Source organism: Pseudomonas sp. PvP100, assembly GCF_017833055.1.
Lineage (GTDB): Bacteria > Pseudomonadota > Gammaproteobacteria > Pseudomonadales > Pseudomonadaceae > Aquipseudomonas > Aquipseudomonas syringae.
Genome location: NZ_JAFIBO010000001.1, coordinates 2,155,607 through 2,171,371, shown reverse-complemented (window position 1 = coordinate 2,171,371; position 15,765 = coordinate 2,155,607). Strand labels below are relative to the sequence as shown.

The 15,765-nt window shown below is 56.4% G+C and carries 15 protein-coding genes and 2 pseudogenes; 13 read left to right on the top strand and 4 right to left on the bottom strand.

Features of this window, described 5'->3' with window-relative positions:
• Positions 1-9 precede the first annotated feature (9 nt).
• Together JOE39_RS09120 and JOE39_RS09115 are read left to right on the top strand one after the other, a co-directional pair.
• Positions 10-651, top strand: coding sequence for a hypothetical protein (locus JOE39_RS09120; RefSeq protein WP_010409358.1), 642 nt, complete (start codon positions 10-12; stop codon positions 649-651).
• Between the two features lie 75 nt (positions 652-726).
• Positions 727-986: pseudogene (locus JOE39_RS09115) on the top strand (transposase); the annotation flags it as partial.
• A 268-nt stretch (positions 987-1,254) separates the two neighbouring features.
• Here the strand turns inward: JOE39_RS09115 and JOE39_RS09110 are convergent.
• On the bottom strand, positions 1,255-1,869 hold the full coding sequence (locus JOE39_RS09110; RefSeq protein ID WP_280922631.1) for an IS110 family transposase: 615 nt from the start codon (positions 1,867-1,869) through the stop codon (positions 1,255-1,257).
• A 271-nt stretch (positions 1,870-2,140) separates the two neighbouring features.
• Here JOE39_RS09110 and JOE39_RS09105 point away from each other — a divergent pair, with 271 nt between their 5' ends.
• The 11 genes and pseudogenes from JOE39_RS09105 to JOE39_RS09055 all read left to right on the top strand — a co-directional run bounded on the left by JOE39_RS09105 (position 2,141) and on the right by JOE39_RS09055 (position 11,909).
• Complete coding sequence (locus JOE39_RS09105) at positions 2,141-2,401, top strand: hypothetical protein (RefSeq protein ID WP_080288651.1); 261 nt, start codon at positions 2,141-2,143, stop codon at positions 2,399-2,401.
• A 151-nt stretch (positions 2,402-2,552) separates the two neighbouring features.
• Complete coding sequence (locus JOE39_RS09100; RefSeq protein ID WP_210077449.1) at positions 2,553-2,819, top strand: hypothetical protein; 267 nt, start codon at positions 2,553-2,555, stop codon at positions 2,817-2,819.
• Positions 2,816-3,307: a hypothetical protein gene (locus JOE39_RS09095; protein WP_146052060.1), complete on the top strand. Its 492-nt coding sequence runs from the start codon at positions 2,816-2,818 to the stop codon at positions 3,305-3,307. The genes JOE39_RS09100 and JOE39_RS09095 overlap by 4 nt, the downstream gene beginning before the upstream one ends.
• A 1,328-nt stretch (positions 3,308-4,635) precedes the next feature.
• Positions 4,636-5,547 (top strand): LysR family transcriptional regulator, encoded by a 912-nt coding sequence (locus JOE39_RS09090; protein ID WP_003394681.1) that lies wholly within the window; start codon positions 4,636-4,638, stop codon positions 5,545-5,547.
• 277 nt (positions 5,548-5,824) lie between these two features.
• Positions 5,825-6,853: a nucleoid-structuring protein H-NS gene (locus JOE39_RS09085; RefSeq protein ID WP_096113646.1), complete on the top strand. Its 1,029-nt coding sequence runs from the start codon at positions 5,825-5,827 to the stop codon at positions 6,851-6,853.
• Entirely contained in the window at positions 6,850-8,040 is a 1,191-nt protein-coding gene (locus JOE39_RS09080; RefSeq protein WP_210077451.1) for an isocitrate/isopropylmalate family dehydrogenase, read from the top strand. The genes JOE39_RS09085 and JOE39_RS09080 overlap by 4 nt, the downstream gene beginning before the upstream one ends.
• Entirely contained in the window at positions 8,024-8,743 is a 720-nt protein-coding gene (locus JOE39_RS09075; protein WP_209996140.1) for an RraA family protein, read from the top strand. The genes JOE39_RS09080 and JOE39_RS09075 overlap by 17 nt, the downstream gene beginning before the upstream one ends.
• A 34-nt stretch (positions 8,744-8,777) precedes the next feature.
• Positions 8,778-9,131: pseudogene (locus JOE39_RS09070) on the top strand (antibiotic biosynthesis monooxygenase); the annotation flags it as partial.
• A gap of 86 nt (positions 9,132-9,217) precedes the next feature.
• Positions 9,218-10,189, top strand: a complete 972-nt coding sequence (locus JOE39_RS09065) for a nitronate monooxygenase (RefSeq protein ID WP_044312964.1) — start codon at positions 9,218-9,220, stop codon at positions 10,187-10,189.
• Positions 10,190-10,275: 86 nt separating this feature from the next.
• Complete coding sequence (locus JOE39_RS09060) at positions 10,276-11,055, top strand: hypothetical protein (RefSeq protein WP_210078646.1); 780 nt, start codon at positions 10,276-10,278, stop codon at positions 11,053-11,055.
• Positions 11,052-11,909: a DUF6282 family protein gene (locus JOE39_RS09055; RefSeq protein ID WP_096113643.1), complete on the top strand. Its 858-nt coding sequence runs from the start codon at positions 11,052-11,054 to the stop codon at positions 11,907-11,909. Before JOE39_RS09060 ends, JOE39_RS09055 begins: the two co-directional genes overlap by 4 nt.
• Positions 11,910-11,959: 50 nt before the next feature.
• Here the strand turns inward: JOE39_RS09055 and JOE39_RS09050 are convergent, their stop codons facing one another.
• The 3 genes from JOE39_RS09050 to JOE39_RS09040 all read right to left on the bottom strand — a co-directional run bounded on the left by JOE39_RS09050 (position 11,960) and on the right by JOE39_RS09040 (position 15,760).
• A complete protein-coding gene (locus tag JOE39_RS09050) occupies positions 11,960-13,138 on the bottom strand; it encodes an LLM class flavin-dependent oxidoreductase (RefSeq protein WP_209996143.1) in 1,179 nt (392 codons plus the stop codon).
• 82 nt (positions 13,139-13,220) lie between these two features.
• Entirely contained in the window at positions 13,221-14,198 is a 978-nt protein-coding gene (locus JOE39_RS09045) for an LLM class oxidoreductase (RefSeq protein ID WP_017279612.1), read from the bottom strand.
• Complete coding sequence (locus JOE39_RS09040) at positions 14,195-15,760, bottom strand: MFS transporter (protein ID WP_209996145.1); 1,566 nt, start codon at positions 15,758-15,760, stop codon at positions 14,195-14,197. Before JOE39_RS09040 ends, JOE39_RS09045 begins: the two co-directional genes overlap by 4 nt.
• Positions 15,761-15,765 lie beyond the last annotated feature (5 nt).

Genomic DNA, 15,765 nt, shown 5'->3' with positions numbered 1-15,765 from the left:
GTGTTTATTATGGACCATAAAACAAATTTTTTGCTTAGCAATATTCCGGAAGGCGCAGATTATGCTGCTGATGCAGGTGACTTGGATTTAGAAGATATTCCACAAGAAAGAATGGAGGCAGTAATTGATCTACTTCGTAACACAGATGATGAAGTAGTAAAATTTTTGGCTGCGAAGTTGCTGGCCAGTTGGGGGGTTTTTGAGGGGTTTAGTGTATTGAAGGAATTTGTCGAGAAAAAGTCTGCTATTATAACTAATATATATCCTCATAGATTGCATGGGTACGATGATACTTTTCGTCAGGTTCTTATGGCTGTGGTTATGTTTTATGCCAATATGGCTGGTGCGGGGAAAAAAGACGTAGCAAGAGCGGAGGTTTATCCCCTGCTGTCCAAAATAATAGAGTTGGCAGCTAGCAATCCTTTCGAGATCACTGATGTGTTATCATTTATAAAGCGTGAGCAGTATTTTGAATATCTCCCTCTTATTAAGGGTTATCTCATGTCGATAATTGATAAGCCAGAAGTTCATCGATGGAAGATATATGACGCGATCGAGTTTCTTGTGGGGTTTGATTCCCAGTTTGTTGTGTCTCTTTTGGAAGAGAGGAGAAAAAGTATTGAAGACTTTAAACCTTCCATACCGGGTTGAGCGTCTTGAGAGTTTGTAGTGGTCTAATGATTTCGGACACTCATTTAGGCGAGAATATCGCCAGACAGGGGGCTGATGACCAAACAACGCCGTACCTATTCCACTGAATTCAAACGTGACGCCGCAGGCCTCGTGCTCGATCAAGGCTATAGCCATATCGAAGCATTCCGCTTGCTTGGGGTGGTCGAGTCTACGCTGCGTCGCTGGGTGAGCCAGCTCCAGCAGAAGCGTAACGTTGTAACGCCTCAGAGCAAGCATTGAGTCCAGAGCAGCAGGAAATCCAGGAGCTCGAAGTTCGTATCGCCCGTCTTGAGCGGGAGAAATCAATTTTAAAAATCTATGGTCACCCCCTTTTTTGCAATGCTGATTCATGGGCGAAGTAGTTGGCTTGCTTAAATCTATCCGGCGTCTATTGGATGATTCACACGCGCCATGATGAGAGTCGCGCCTAACGATCCTGAAAAGGCGACCGGCTTCTTGCTGAGCCAATTTTTAAAACAGGTTCTTCGTCAGGCTGATAGGCCGTTTACGTCATCCACTATTCAGCTATCGCAAAACCTGAAAGGTAAATCGTGGTACAGCAACAACTGCCGAATCAGGCGCTCAGGCGCCTGGCCCTGCTTCGTACTGCGTATGGTGCGCGGCTATCGCCCAAGCGATTCGCGCCAGCTTGTTAGCCAAGGCACGGGCCACAACATTGGAGTGGCGTCGACTCAGCAATGAACGAACCCAGTCGGCCAAGGCTCCTTTCTGGTGATCGAGTCTCTGCATGTAGACCCTGGAACATTGCACGAGCAACTGTCGAAGGTGCTTGTCGCCGCGTTTACTGATCCCCAGTAAGTTGGCCTTGCCGCCGGTGCTGTATTGCTTGGGTACCAATCCCACTGATGCGGCAAAGCCCCGGCTGCATCGATACTGCTTACCATCGCCCATCGCCCATCGCCCATCGCCCATCTCCACAGCTAGCAGGCTAGCGGTGATCGGGCCTACACATGGAATGCTCAGCAAACGGCTACCCAGATCATCATCGGCCACTTGGCATGCCAGCTCTTTATCCATTGCCTTGATTTGCTCATCCAGATAGATGAGGTGATTGTGCAAACGCTGCAGCAGCACCGTCAGACGAACGGGAAGTTCATGCTCAGCCAAAACAACCGCCAGACGCTTCATGATGGCCAAACCCTTAGCCCTCGCAGGGTGTGGGGGTGACCATTTCATTAGGCTACCGCGTTCTTGATGTCGGAAGAACACGAGCCATGCGCTTATCGATCGTAAGCGCCTCATGAACCACACACTCCAAACCAGCCATTGAAGCTTGATGCTGTGCTCCCGATTCTTTTCAGAAGTCAGCACTTCATGATGCGACGCGACACCAAAGTCGAAAAAGTCTGCCTCTACCCCAAGTCAGTGGACTTCCGAAAGTCATCGACGGCCTTGCTGCGCTGGTTGAGCTGAACAACAGCGCGAAAACTCACACAATGGCCTTAGCGTGAGCATTGATGACGACCACGGTAGCACCAAGGATGCCGTCAGCGGCGCAGGGAAGTATGACTATGCCACAAGCAAAGGTTCACACGCTCAAATTAGCAGACAGCACGTCGCAGTTCCTGTCCGGCCGACGGGCAATGAGACATTTGGCAACGGCAAGCAGCGCACCAGTCAGCAAGTGGTCGAGACGACCAACCGCGCCTCGACGCTTGAAGCTGGAAATGATCTGAACATACTCAGACCAGTCCCGTCACAAAAATAAAAAAACCAGCATTCAACTCGCCGCCGCGGCGCAAGCCAGCGCCATTACGCCAGCTGTTTTTGCGGCAGTACAACCCGTCATCAGAGTGCAGGGCCTGCCCAGCAGTTCGTTCGCTTCCAAACCGCAAAAATGCCTGATTGAAACCGACCCAGTGCTCACCCAGCTCAAGCAGTTCATGAGTTCGGATTACCTGCTCGCAGGCCTGGGCTACGACCCCGAAGTCAGTGCCAAGCGCTTGGGCGATGGCTTGTATGAGCAACGCCTCGTCCAGCAAGCAGTCGTGGCCCGCACCGGTCAGGCGTTCATCGATGGACAAACCTCCAACGAGGCCCAGTTCAAGTACCTGGATCCGGCTCAAGGCTTGAGCGTGCGGGGGATAAATTACTGGCGCAATCCGACCAGCAGGCGGGTGGGTTGATATTTGACGTCGCCAGTGGTTTGATCACTGCAGAGATTGGTGGGTTTGCGGTCAAGTGGGTTGGAGGGAAGTGGGTTCAGTTTGGCAGTGGTGCAAAAGCTACCGTGGAGGTGCCAGCAAACCAGCCTGTTTCAAGACCACCGTATCCTGTGTCGCAGGCAGATGGTGATTTTGGTTACTTAAGTCAACCAAGGCCGAGTAAGCCAGCAGCTTTTTTTGATCCACAGGCTTCAGCCAAAACTTTTATCGATAACGGAAGGATTAGTATTTCGGATTTAGAGCAATTTGTACCGCCCCGTACTCCAAATAGCTTCCAGTCTTCTGCTACGATTGCAGCTGGTAGTAAGTTTCAGTATAGAATCAATGGTCAGAATATCGAAGTGAAATGGCATGCGCCTGATGCAAGCGCTGCTGAAAGATTTCCTGGTTCTAATTCGGGCTCTGGATGGACGGCACAGATTAAAATAAGAGGTAAATTGCTGGGGTAAGATGGTTTGCTGTATAGAAAACCCTCCAGTTCTACACATATACCAGTGGGTTTCTAGGTATGAAAAAAATTGCTTACTACGCTGCGCTGCCAGAGACTATGACTAATAGCGACCTTGATTCTGAATTTAGAGAGTTGTTAGAAGGCTTTGAGTCTGGCGTTGTAGATAGGTCTGATTTTGTAAGGTCTTTATTAGGGCTAAGTGATAGGCAATGGCATGCTTATAGCGTTATAGAGGTTGGGCTTAGTGGGCGAGTCGAACGATGTTGATATCATTATGGGATTGCTATGATCTAAATATGGGTGAAGATGCGATTAATATTATGGTGAGATTAGGGTTTGAGGAAGTAAGTAAGTTTCTTGGCTTGCTTTCACCATAATGTGTGTCATTGGAGGTTTTTAATGAGGTTTCACTTGCTCTATCTGAGCTAGGTGCTTCGGTTTCAGATCCATGCAGTGGCATGCGTTAGAGGGTCGTAAGCGATGAAGAAAGCTACTGCTAGTGTTGGCTGAGTCCCGTCAAGTGTAAGCATTGCCAACGATTGTATTGAAGCGCCCATACGAAGAGGTGGATGCCCTTGCCAAGAAGTTGGTTGGGAATCGTGCAAGTTATGATCCACTGGCATGCCGTGGCGGGTTGCAAGACAAGCATCAGGCCTTGAACGATAGCAAAGCCGGTTCGGTACGGTATGGTTAAGGCCCTTGGAGAGAACACGTGTAGTGATTAATGCTCGGCTGCCGAAAGCGGCTCTGCTAAGCTAGGCTCGCTTCTAAAATCTTTCGCTTTTAATGGCGAACGAAAGGATATAGTTACTCGCTTCTAAAGACCTTAATTACAACGAAGAGCGAGTGGCTGGCCATGTTCGCTGCAGTCATTTTGGAGCAAGTCAGATTTTGCGGTAGGGGGTCTTACTAGCGGCATTCGCGGCAATGGGGAAAGCATCGATATGCTTTCAGATGCTGGACTTATTAAGTAATGTATTTTATGAGATATAAGTTCGCTGATGGATAGGTTTTGATAACGTGTATCTTCGAGCTAAGAGTATAATTGATTTTCTTATCTATTCTAAAATAATTCTACCTTGCTTCTGTTTTAAAAGCTGTCACCCGAGCAAAACCCCCACTCCGGACACCCCCGTCCCAAATCATCCGAACCCCACTCCGCAATCCCCACTCCGCAATAAACTAAACTACCCAGCGGCACCCGCTCGCTAGTCGGGCCTGAGGAAGTCGTTAGCCTTATCCTTATCGTTCTAAACGCCTGCCAACACTCAGTTCAAAACATAACGAAGTTAACTATTCGCACGAGCGCATAAGGATAAGGCTTGGATGACAATGACTCCAGTGGATGGATCGGCTACCTTCGATGTTAACAACCTGTTCAGAAAACCCAGGATCTGTTTTGACTGGGAGGACCTGCGTTACTTCGTGATGTTTTCCACGGTCAGTTCCCTGAGTGGTGCTGCAAGGATACTGGGTGTGGAGCACGCCACTGTTTCGCGCCGTATCGCTTCGCTGGAAAGGTCTCTCAATGTAAAGCTTGTCGACCGTCGCAAGCGTTTGTATGAACTGACTGATGAGGGACGACGTGTGGCGGCGATCGGGCGACAGATCGAGGCGCAGACCCAGGCTGTTGGTCGTCTCGCGGTTGCGGCTCAGGTGGTGCAGGGTGTGGAGGTGACCATCAGTGCGCCGCCGTCGGTGGCGGTCGAGAAGCTGGTGCCACAATTGGGGGCGTTTCGGGCGATGCATCCCGGCATTATGTTGCGCTTGTTGGGCGATCACCAGTATTCGTCGTTATCCAGTTGCCAGTCTGACCTGTGTATACGGTTTTCCAAACCTGTTGAAAGCGGCATTGTCGCGCGGCGTATTGGCACGGCTTCCTTTTCATTTTATTGCGCACGTTTTTATCTGGAGCAACGCCCTCCGCAGCAGTATGAGTTTATTGCTTATGACAATGAACTGATGAGTGACAGTCAGAACGGTTGGCTGAGGGATATCGTCGGTGATCGACCCTTTGTGCTGGAGGCCAAAACGGTGGAGTTGCAAATTCGTGCTGCGGAAACCGGTGTGGGCATCGCGTTACTGCCCAGTTTTGCCGTAGAGGACAATGATCGTCTTTGCCGGGTGGAGTTGTCGGCTCCGCTGGAAGTCGATGTCTGGCTCGGCGTGCATGAAGACCTGCGCGCGGTGGCGTCCATCCAGGCTGCCATGAATTATGTGGAAAGCTGTTATCGCTAGCCAGGCCTGAGTTCGCGCTGGTCATGTTGACGGTAAACAGTCTTGTGGTGAAAAAATTCCCATCCCCTCATCAAATATCGACAGTTTACAAGTTCGGCTGTTTTGACGAGGATCAATGTCGAGTGGAGCAGTTCATGACTCGAAACTCCGAGACGTTAAGGTGTCGGCTCGGCAAGGTTTGTTAGATGGCGCGCTGTTGGATAATTATAAAAACTCATGCAGTGGCAAGATCATCTCAAGCACCCTGGTGACACCCTAAGGACAGCCGGAGATTCTCATGGCCGACGTAAAAATTCTCGACGTTACCTTGCGTGACGGTGGTTATCGGAACAACTTCAACTTCACAGAAGATCAGGCGCAGATAGTGGTCGCTGGCTTGGCCAGTGCGGGTGTCGACCTCTGCGAAATTGGTTATTGCAAAGGATCCTTCGCCCCGAAAGGCGAGCACGGTCTGACCAGTGATGTAGGCGCAGGCTTCATTGAAAAGATTGCGCAGACGGCCAACGGCCGTATCGAACTGGCCGTCATGGTTCACCCCAGAAACATCGCCACGGATGACTTCGCCATGCTCAAGGAGCAGGGCGTTTCGATGATCCGCGTCTGTTTGAGGCGCGATCAACTGGATGAGGGGCTTGTGACCTTGTCGCTGGCTCGCGATCACGGCTTCAGTGTCAGCGCCAATGTGACGCATGTCACCTCGCAGACGCCAGGCAGCGTGCTTGATACGGCAGTGCGCGCGGAGGGTGCCGGCGCAGATATCGTTTGCTGTGCGGATTCCAATGGCCACATGTTGCCAGCCGATGTAGACCGACTGTTCAGTCGTCTCTCAAGCCGGCTGTTGGTGCCGCTGGGCTTTCACGCGCATAACAATCTGTCGTTGGCGCTGGCCAATGCAGCGGCCGCCATAGAAGCCGGCGCTGAATACATCGACACGTCCATATGCGGCATGGGCAAAGGGGCCGGCAATCTTCACCTGAGTATGCTGGTTGCCTACCTGGAGCGTACGGGCGTCAGTCATGGTTATGACCTGGTAAAACTGATGGAACTGTCGGAAGCCACGGCCCGCGCGGTACCGCACAACAATATGCCTAGCCCGCTGATGGATATCATTCTGGGCACTTACAACTTTCCCTATGACAGCAGTCAACGCGTGCGAGACACCCTCGAGCGCTTTCAACTGACCTCCGAGTACCGAGCGATCGAGGTGATGCATCAGCAGGACAAGGTGGCGCGTTTTGCGCCGCGAGCGGTGTTGTCGACCATCGCTACCGGCTTGCCGAATGGCGTCAAGGGAGTCGCGCTATGACCACTCAAGCGCTCAGAAAGCGCATCTGTGTCTTGCCCGGTGACGGGATCGGCATTGAGGTCATGGAGGCGGCACTGCCGGTAATCGCGGCGTTGAACCTGCCGTTCGATCTGATTGCGGCGGACATCGGTTGGGAATGCTGGAGGGCCGAGGGGGAAACCGTTCCGGCCCGGACCTGGGAGATTATGGCCAGTTGCGACGCGACATTGCTTGGCGCAATCACCAGCAAACCTCTGGCAGAGGCCGAAGCAGAGTTGCCACTGGCGCTTCAGGGCCAGAACCGCCGCTATGTCAGCCCGGTCATTCAGCTCAGGCAGAATCTTGACCTGTACGCCAATGTCCGCCCGGTCAGTGACATGACTGGCGAAAACAGATTTCGCTTTGTCGTGATCAGGGAAAACACCGAAGGGCTTTATGCGGGGCTGGACTTCGGTTGTATCCCGGATGCACTGGTGCCGCTGCTCGAAGAGCGAGAAGCCCTCGGCGCGGCGTGGCAGCGAGAAGGGCAGGATGATGCGACGGTGACGTTGCGCCTGCAGACGCGAAGTGGCCTGACGCGTATTTTCGAATACGCCTTCGAGTACGCCCGCAAAAACCACTTCACGCGGGTCACGTTTGTCGACAAACCCATGGTCCTGCGGCACAGCAGCGCCTTTGCACGGGGCATCTTCGAAGCAACAGCTCTGCGTTATCCGGACGTGACCGGGGTCATCGAAAACGTCGACGCGGTTGCCCTGTGGATGGTGCAGCGTCCCGAGCGCTTCGGGGTGATCGTTGCCGAGAACATGTTCGGCGATATTCTTTCCGATCTCGGCGCCGGAGTCATGGGAGGCCTGGGGTTTGCGCCCAGTGGCAACTTCGGCAATTCAGGGGCTTATTTCGAACCGGTGCACGGCAGCGCGCCTGCCCATGCGGGGTTGAACAAGGCCAACCCCGGCGCGATGTTCATGGCCATCGCGCTGATGCTGGAGCATTTGGGGTTCCCGGCCGAGTCGGCGTGTATCAGCCAGGCCGTCAGCCTGGTTTCTCGCACATCCACACGCACATATGACCTCGGCGGTTCCCATACCACGGCTCAGGTGGGCGAAGCGATCGTTCAACAGTGCATCGAGTTGCAGTCCCGCACGTTCGGGTATGGCAACGAACAGGTTTCAGCACAGGGAGAACGTCATGTCAGCGCACTTTGAAGCTGTACCCATTGCGCAAGCCGTGCTGGAGGCATGTGAACATCTCGACACTGCGTCCCTGTCTGACGCTCTGGACAGCCTGGGGGTCGACGGCGGGCTTTCGGGTATTGCCTCGCAAGTACCTGGCACTCGTTGCGTAGGCATCGCATTTACCGTGCAGTACGAGCCGGTCGATGTCTCTGCGCTATTCAAGGGGGCTGCCAACTATATCGATCATGTACCGGCCGGTGCGGTGATTGTTTCCTCAAACAACGGACGCCAGGACTGCACGGTATGGGGCGACATCATGACCCACTTCGCGTTGGCCAATGGTATCAAGGGCACTGTGATCGATGGCGTGGCACGCGATATCGATACGGTCATCGAGTGCCGTTACCCATTGTTCAGTCGCGGGCGTTTCATGCAGTCGGCAAAGAACCGCGCTCAACTCCAGGCTGTACAAGTGCCTCTGCTCATCGATGGCGTAACAGTCCGGCCCGGCGACCTTCTGGTGTGTGATGGCAGCGGGTGCGTTGTGATTCCCCAGCAACTGGCCGCCGAGGTCGTACGCCGTGCCCAGGCGGTCGAGCAGACAGAACGCCGCATCATCGAAGCCATATCGGCTGGCTGGACGCTGGAAAAAGCCCGCAGCACCTATCGCTACGACCAGCCCTGGCTGACTGACGCTGAAAAAATCAGCGTCGCGATGCCTTCGCAGGCGTGAACTGATCTGCCTTCCCACTTGAATGGAAATGATGATGAAAATGGAATTGTTCGACGCCCAATCCGTCAGCGATGACAACGCGGTTTATCTGATCAATGTCGTACAGGTAAATGAGGGGGCTCAGGATCTGGCCATTCAGATTCTTGAAGAGACGGTCAGTTACGTGGCACGCACTTACAGTGCCTTCAAATGGAGCCGATTGATGAGAAGCATCGACGGCAAGACCGTTATCAATCAGGCGCAATGGAGCGATCGCAGCCAGTTCGAGTCGCTGTTTACCGACGCAGAGTTTCTGTCGCGCTATTCCCGGTTGAAAGAAACCGGTACCTGGGAATATCACCTGTACAACGTGGCCGAGTACATCACCCCTGAAATTGCCTTACAAAAGGCCGGCTGGAGCCACAACCGGCAGAAGGGGGCGGCGCACAGGCCGCCTTCGTCTGATATTCACTCGGATTGCACAGGGATTATGCGATGACCACGATCAATACAGCACTGACCTCACTTCTGGGCATTGACCACCCGCTGATTCTGGCGCCCATGGGCGGCGCTTCCGGTGGGCGTCTGGCGGCTGCGGTTTCCCGTGCCGGTGGCCTTGGTCTGGTGGGTGCCAGTTACGGCGACCCGCAATGGATGGCGCGTGAACTGGAGATGATGCGAGAGGTGCAGCAGCCTTGGGGCGTAGGCCTGGTCATGTTTACCGTGGCCAAACAGTTCGAATTGCTTCTTCTGGCGCTGGAGTATCGTCCGGCGGTGGTTGCCCTTTCGTTTGGTGATGTACGTCCTTTCGTCAGGCCCATCCATCAGGCCAATGCCAAAGTCATCGTTCAGGTGCATGACGTCGACCAGGCGCTTGAAGCGCTGGACGCCGGTGCCGATGCGCTGATCGTGCAAGGTGCCGAGGCGGGTGGTCACAGTTTGCGCCGCGCTTCATTGCCGCTGTTTCCGGCGGTCCGCGACGCTGTGGGTGAGCATGTCGTGCTGATCGGTGCCGGCGGGATCGCCGACGGGCGTGGCATGGCTGCTGCGCTGGCGCTGGGCATGGACGGCGTGATGATGGGTACGCGCTTTCTGGCTTCACAGGAGGCACTGCCTTCCGAACGGGTAAAACAGAGACTGCTGCAGGCGGTTGCGAGCGATACGGTGCGAACCCGGATCTTCGATCAGGTGCGCGGCATCGATTGGCCCGAGGGCTACAGCGGACGTGTGATCGGCAATGACTTTTCCGCTAGCTGGGTGGGTGAGGAGCAGGCTTTCGCTGCGTCAGCCGGTCAACTGCGCCTGGACTATGAAGCCGCGCTGGCGGCCGACGATGTCAGTATCCGGGCCATCTGGGCAGGCGAAGTCGCGGACCTGATCAAGGAGGTGCTTCCCGCACAACTGATTGTCGAGTCGACCTTGCGCGGGTATGCCGCCAGTGTCGAACGCCTTCGCACGCCCCGCTGAGCCTTCACGATTGAGCCCTCACGATGGAGCAACGACCGGACCCGCTCGACAAGGCGGGTCTGGTTCTTTTTGCAGGAGCAAAAGCCATGAGTCATTGCATGACCTTCCGGACCTTTGGTGCCGGGCATTCGCGCGTCTTTATTCTGTCACCGGTGATGCCGGTCTGGGACGAAGGTGGATTTGCCCAATCGTTGATCGAGCATTTCACCGCCGCCGGTTTTCAGGTCACGGTGTTTGATTCCCTGTCACTGCCCGTTGTGCCGGGTGAGGACTTTGGCGCATTTACCGAGCGCTGGGCCTGCGCACTCGAGCCATGGGGTGTGCCGGATGTACTGGTCGGCGTTGCCCTGGGCGGTGCATTGGCGCAGGCACTGGCAGGCAGTTCATTTCTGCAGTCGACACCTGCTTTGCTGCTGCTGTCTTCCCCGGCCAAGGCCGACGGGTTACTCGATTCCAAGCTGGGACATATGGCGGACCTGGCCGAACAGGGGCATGTCGAGCAAGCCAGGCATCTGTTGGACAACCTGGTATTGCCTGACGGGCAGGTCCATGAACGAGCGGACCCAGCCGGCCACGAGAGTGACGCGACGCTTTCGATGCAGGGGCAGCGCCTGACAGTGGGTTTCCGGTTGCTGGCTGGTGTGGATCTCAGTGAATGCCTGCTCGATTACCAGGGGCGTGTGTTGAGCGTGTTCGGCGAAAAGTCGCAGTTGGTGGGCGTGCGCAATGTGCTGCGTACCCGTGGCCGGAAGCAACGCTCGCTGTGCGTGGAGGGGGGCGGGATGCGTCCTCTGGCGGATGACCTGAAGCAGGTGCTGGACAGCATCGACGCGTTCCTGATGACCCGCCAGGAGTGTGTGCAATGAGCCAGGTCGACGCGCTGAACTTCATCGATGTGCATTACCACGCCAATCCTGACGCGTTCATTCGTCGTCATGGTGCGATCGAGGCGGGCAGGTGCTACGCGCGGGCACAGGGCAGGGTGGTGCTGAAGAATCATCTGGGGTGTACGGCAGCCCAGGCGTGGGAAGCGCGCGATCAGGGTTTTCCGGTCAGCGGCTCAGTGGTCCTGAACGAGATTGCCGGCGGCATCGACTATCGGGTGGTCGAGCGCAGCCTCTGTTTGCGTGGCGATGAGCCGGGGCGTTTCATGGTTCATTTGCCAACCGTGACCGGCAGAACGCATGCCAGCACGCTGGCCCGCAACCTGAGCCATCCGTTGTTGCGGGACAAGCCCATCAAGCCTGCCAGAGTGACATCGGAGAACGGCCGTCTGACGCCACAGGCGCTGGATATTCTGAGAATGGCGCGTGACTATCCGCTGGTGATCTCGACCGGGCATGCCGATGCCGATGAAGTCAGGACGCTGATCGACGAAGCGCTGCGGATCGGTGTGCCGAGGTTGATGCTCAACCAGCCTGCCAATCCGTTGACCGGTCTAGACGCGGCCGAGCTTGCGCTGATCGGCACAGAGCCATCGGTCTACATCGAGCAGACCGCACTGACGTACTTGCTGGGCTATCAGGACCGGCAGGATTTCAGCGATGTGTTGAGTCATGTCGGCAATGTGGTCTACAGCTCGGACCTGGGGCAGACCAGTCAGGTCGATGTCCACGAGTGGCTGTCGCTGAGCGGGCAGTGGTTCGACGCGTTCGGCTTGAGCGGCGAGCGCCGCACCGAGGTGACTCTGTTGAATCCGCAACGCATGTTGGCCCTTTAAGCTGTTCGGATAAGGCCGCCCTGGCCAGCACTGCCAGGGCGGCCTGGCCATCAGGCTACTTCTGCGGACACCTTCGAAGTAATCGCCTCCACAACTCTGGGTTCACGCAGGCCCGCGTCTTCCATCAGTGGCAGTGTTTCTCTCACGAAGTCCTTTATACCCTCGTGGTAATCGAGCCACGTCAGGGCAATGCCGTCGATCCCCCAGTCAGAATACTTCCTGAACAGCTCCACGATCCTCTCGGGTGTGCCTACCAGTGGCACCCCGGCGAATCCGGCCTTGAAGTGGAAACGGAAACGCACGGCGTCTTCGGGGGTGAAAATGCCGGTCTGGATACCCAGCTCGCCGGTAATGATGTCGCAGCCCTCATCGTCACCCACCTGGTTGGCGTAATAGTCCAGGTAAGCGTCTGCTTCCTCTTGCGTGTCCTTCTGCACCACGTAGCCATAACACCATATCTTTATGTCACGGCCGAACTTCTGTTTCGCCAGGTCCTTGTAGGATGCAATCTGCTCACGCACCGCTTGTTCGCCGTCCAGATGTTTGACGATCAGGAACGCGGCGTCGCAATGTTCTGCGCAGAATAGTTTGCCGCGCGGCGACCCTCCGGCATTGATCAGGTAGGGTTTATTCAAGGGTTGTGGCTGCGAGATTGCGCCGCAGATGTAGAAATACTCGCCTTTGAAGTCGAACGGGGTCTGCTGCTCCCAGGCATTTTTTGCAATGTGCAGCCACTCTTCCGCGTAGTCGTAGCGTTTGTCGTGCTCCATCATGTGGCCGCTGAACATGCGCATTTCCGCGCCATACCAGCCGCAGAGGATATTCAGCCCGAAGCGCCCGCCGCTGATGTGGTCGATGGTCACCGCCTGTTTGGCCGCGAACAGCGGGTGCACGGTGGGCAGGTGCGAGGTGGTGAACACCGCGATCTGACTGGTCAGGGCTGCAATCCCGGCAGCCCAGGTATAGGTTTCGAAACAGACACCGCCGGTATTGTTGGTACCGCCGAAACCTTTCCAGCGGCCTACCGGTATGAAGGCTTCAAACCCCGCATCGTCGGCAATCCGGGCGATTTCCAGGTTGCCAGCCCAATCGTCTCCGCGCAGGCGTTCAGGCGCATTGGTGACGGTGCAGCCACCCTCGGTATTGGTGGAGAAAACACCCAGCTGTATCTTGTTCGGGCTGCTGCGCATCGGGTTGGTTTTTATCGGATAGGATTTTTCAGCGCGCATCGTGACCTCCCAGGTCGGTGGTTGGATCGTTCGTCCTTGCTAAATCCTGAACCTGCGGTGGCCGTGCCGACCAAGTAGTCGGTCAGGCATGATCACCCCGGCGGGTCGGGAAGTACGGCAGCACATACTCTTCCAGCTCTTGTAACACTTCTGTGGCCGGACGCCTCAGGGGCTTGAGGTTCAGCGCCACATGCGAAACCCCCTGTTCCCGCTGACGCTGCCACAGGGCGATGAGGGCGTTGCGCCCGGTACTGATTCCGCGGCCGACTTTCATCGGCGCGTCCTTGTTCTCGTCCAGATCGAAGAACGTCGCATAGCCGTAGGGCTTGAAGTGCCTTTGCTCATTGGCACTGCGCCAATGATTGATCACTTCAGGCAAGGTGTCGAAGCCGCTCTGATGCCATATCCAGCCATCCATGTGATTGGCCAGCCATTTGATGTCCTGCTGACAGCGGCCGATGGCAAGCATCGGCAGCCGCCCGAAAACCGGTTTCGGCAGTAGGTCCAGCGCGCCATTGAGTTGCCCGTAATGGCGCGATCTGAACACTGGAAAAGACTGCTCGGTCACCGCGTGCAGCAGTTCGACGCCGTCCCTGAAGCGTTCCGCGCGGGTGTCGAAATGCTCGCCGAACGCGGGATATTCGCCGGGCCTGTCCCCGGTAGACAAACCCAGCAGGAAGCGCCCCTCAAGCAACACGTCGACGCTGCACGCCTGTTTGGCAACCATCAGCGGATTGCGCAACGTCAATATGATACCTGCCGTGCCGATGCAGATTTGCCGGGTGACGGCAGACAGCAGCGCGGCGTAGACAAAAGGGTCGAACACTTGGCCGGCGTCGCCGAACCCCGGATCGAGAAGCGGTACGTCGCGCAGCCACAGCGCGGCGAAACCGGCCTTGTCGGCCTGAATGGCGAGGGCCAGATGGTCTTTCATGGTCGGTGCTGCGGAGTCGGGGTAGCCCTCCAGCGGCGCGATCAACCCGAACGTGAGATGACCCGGCGCGAACACTTTTGCAAAGGCTGGATGCCGCTTTGCGCCTGGTATTTCATAGGGACTCACTTGGTTTCGCCCGCCAGTTCAAGCGTGTCGGAGGGCTCTATGGGCGGTTCTTCATGAGCGCGTACGCGACCAAGCAGCGCAAAGACCGCCACGGCCGTCAGCACGGTGGCGGCGCTGAGAATGAACAGCAGATTGCGGAAGGCACTGACGTACTGTTGGTGCAGCAACGCTGCCTGACCGGACAGAATACTTGTCGCATTGTGCAGATCGCCCAAGGCAGCGCGGTTGGCCGCTTCGGTGACCACATCAGGTGAGACATCCTTGAGTGCGTCGAAAAGTCCCCATTGAATGAACGTTGCAAGCAGGGCACCCGCGATTGCGATAGCGATCCCGTCTGCCGAAACGCGCACCGCGTTGAAGATGCCGGTGGCCATGCCGGCGCGTTTTTTTTCAACGACACTGATCGCCATGCCGTCCATCAGCCCCCAGGGCAGGCCGATACCGATACCGATCAAGGCCATCGGCAGCAACGCTGTCCTGATCGCGCCACTGTCCAGTGCCAGCCCCAGCCATAACAGGCCGGCCGCCACCAGCAGCAGCCCGACGCCGGACAGCAGTCCTGACGTGAAACGACGTGCCAGCTGCGCTGCAAGCAGGGGCACGATCAGCAGGGGCGCCGCCAGGGCTGTCATCATCTGCCCGGTTTCAAAGGCGCTGAGGCCGTCGATACCAATGAAGCGCGCTGGCAGCATGATGATCAGCACGACGAAGAAAAATGCGGGAGTGGCTGCAAGAATCTGCACGCCGACAAAGCGCGCGCTCTTGAACAACGAGAGGTCCAGCATGGGACGGGCGACGCGCCGCTCCACCGCAATGAATACCCAGAACAGCAGCAGTGAGCCGATGATGCCACCCATCACCAATGGATCGGTCCAACCCTCTTCAGGGGCGAGCAGAATGGCATAAGTGAACAGGGTCAATGCTGCGGTAAAACTGATTGCGCCCGGCCAGTCCATACCTGTTGCGTCGGGATCCTTTGACTCGGTGGCGCTGAACAGCACCAGCAGGAACCCCGCAACGCCGATGAGTGCAGTCGCATGGAATGACCATTTCCAGCCTGCCGAATCCACCAGCGAGCCGGCTGCGAGAGGGCCGAAGGCCAGACCTATACCGAAGGTGGTGCCCAGCAGGCTGAAGACTCGGGTGCGCTCGGCGCCATGAAAGGTCTGGGCAAGCGACGACATCGCCCCGGCGAACGCTGCTGCACCGCCCAGGCCTTGAACCAGTCTGAGCAGGTCGATCTGGACGACGGAGGAGGCTGCCGGAATGGCGAAGGTGGAGAGCACGAAGATCGCCAGCCCGATCAACCAGACGCGTTTTCTGCCGTAGATATCCGTCAGGCTCCCGGCGGCCATCATCGCGCTGCCGTAGGTCAGGATATAGGCGTTGATGACCCAGGTCAGCTCGACGGCTGATCCGCCCAGTGCCTGGTTTATCGACGGTAGAACCACGGCAGGGCCCGTGAAGCATAACGGGATCAGAATGCCGGTCAGGCAAGCGGCGAGCAGTTGCCCCCATCGTCCTGCAGTGGGCTGTGTTTGAACCCTGTGTGCTGTGGTCATGTGCA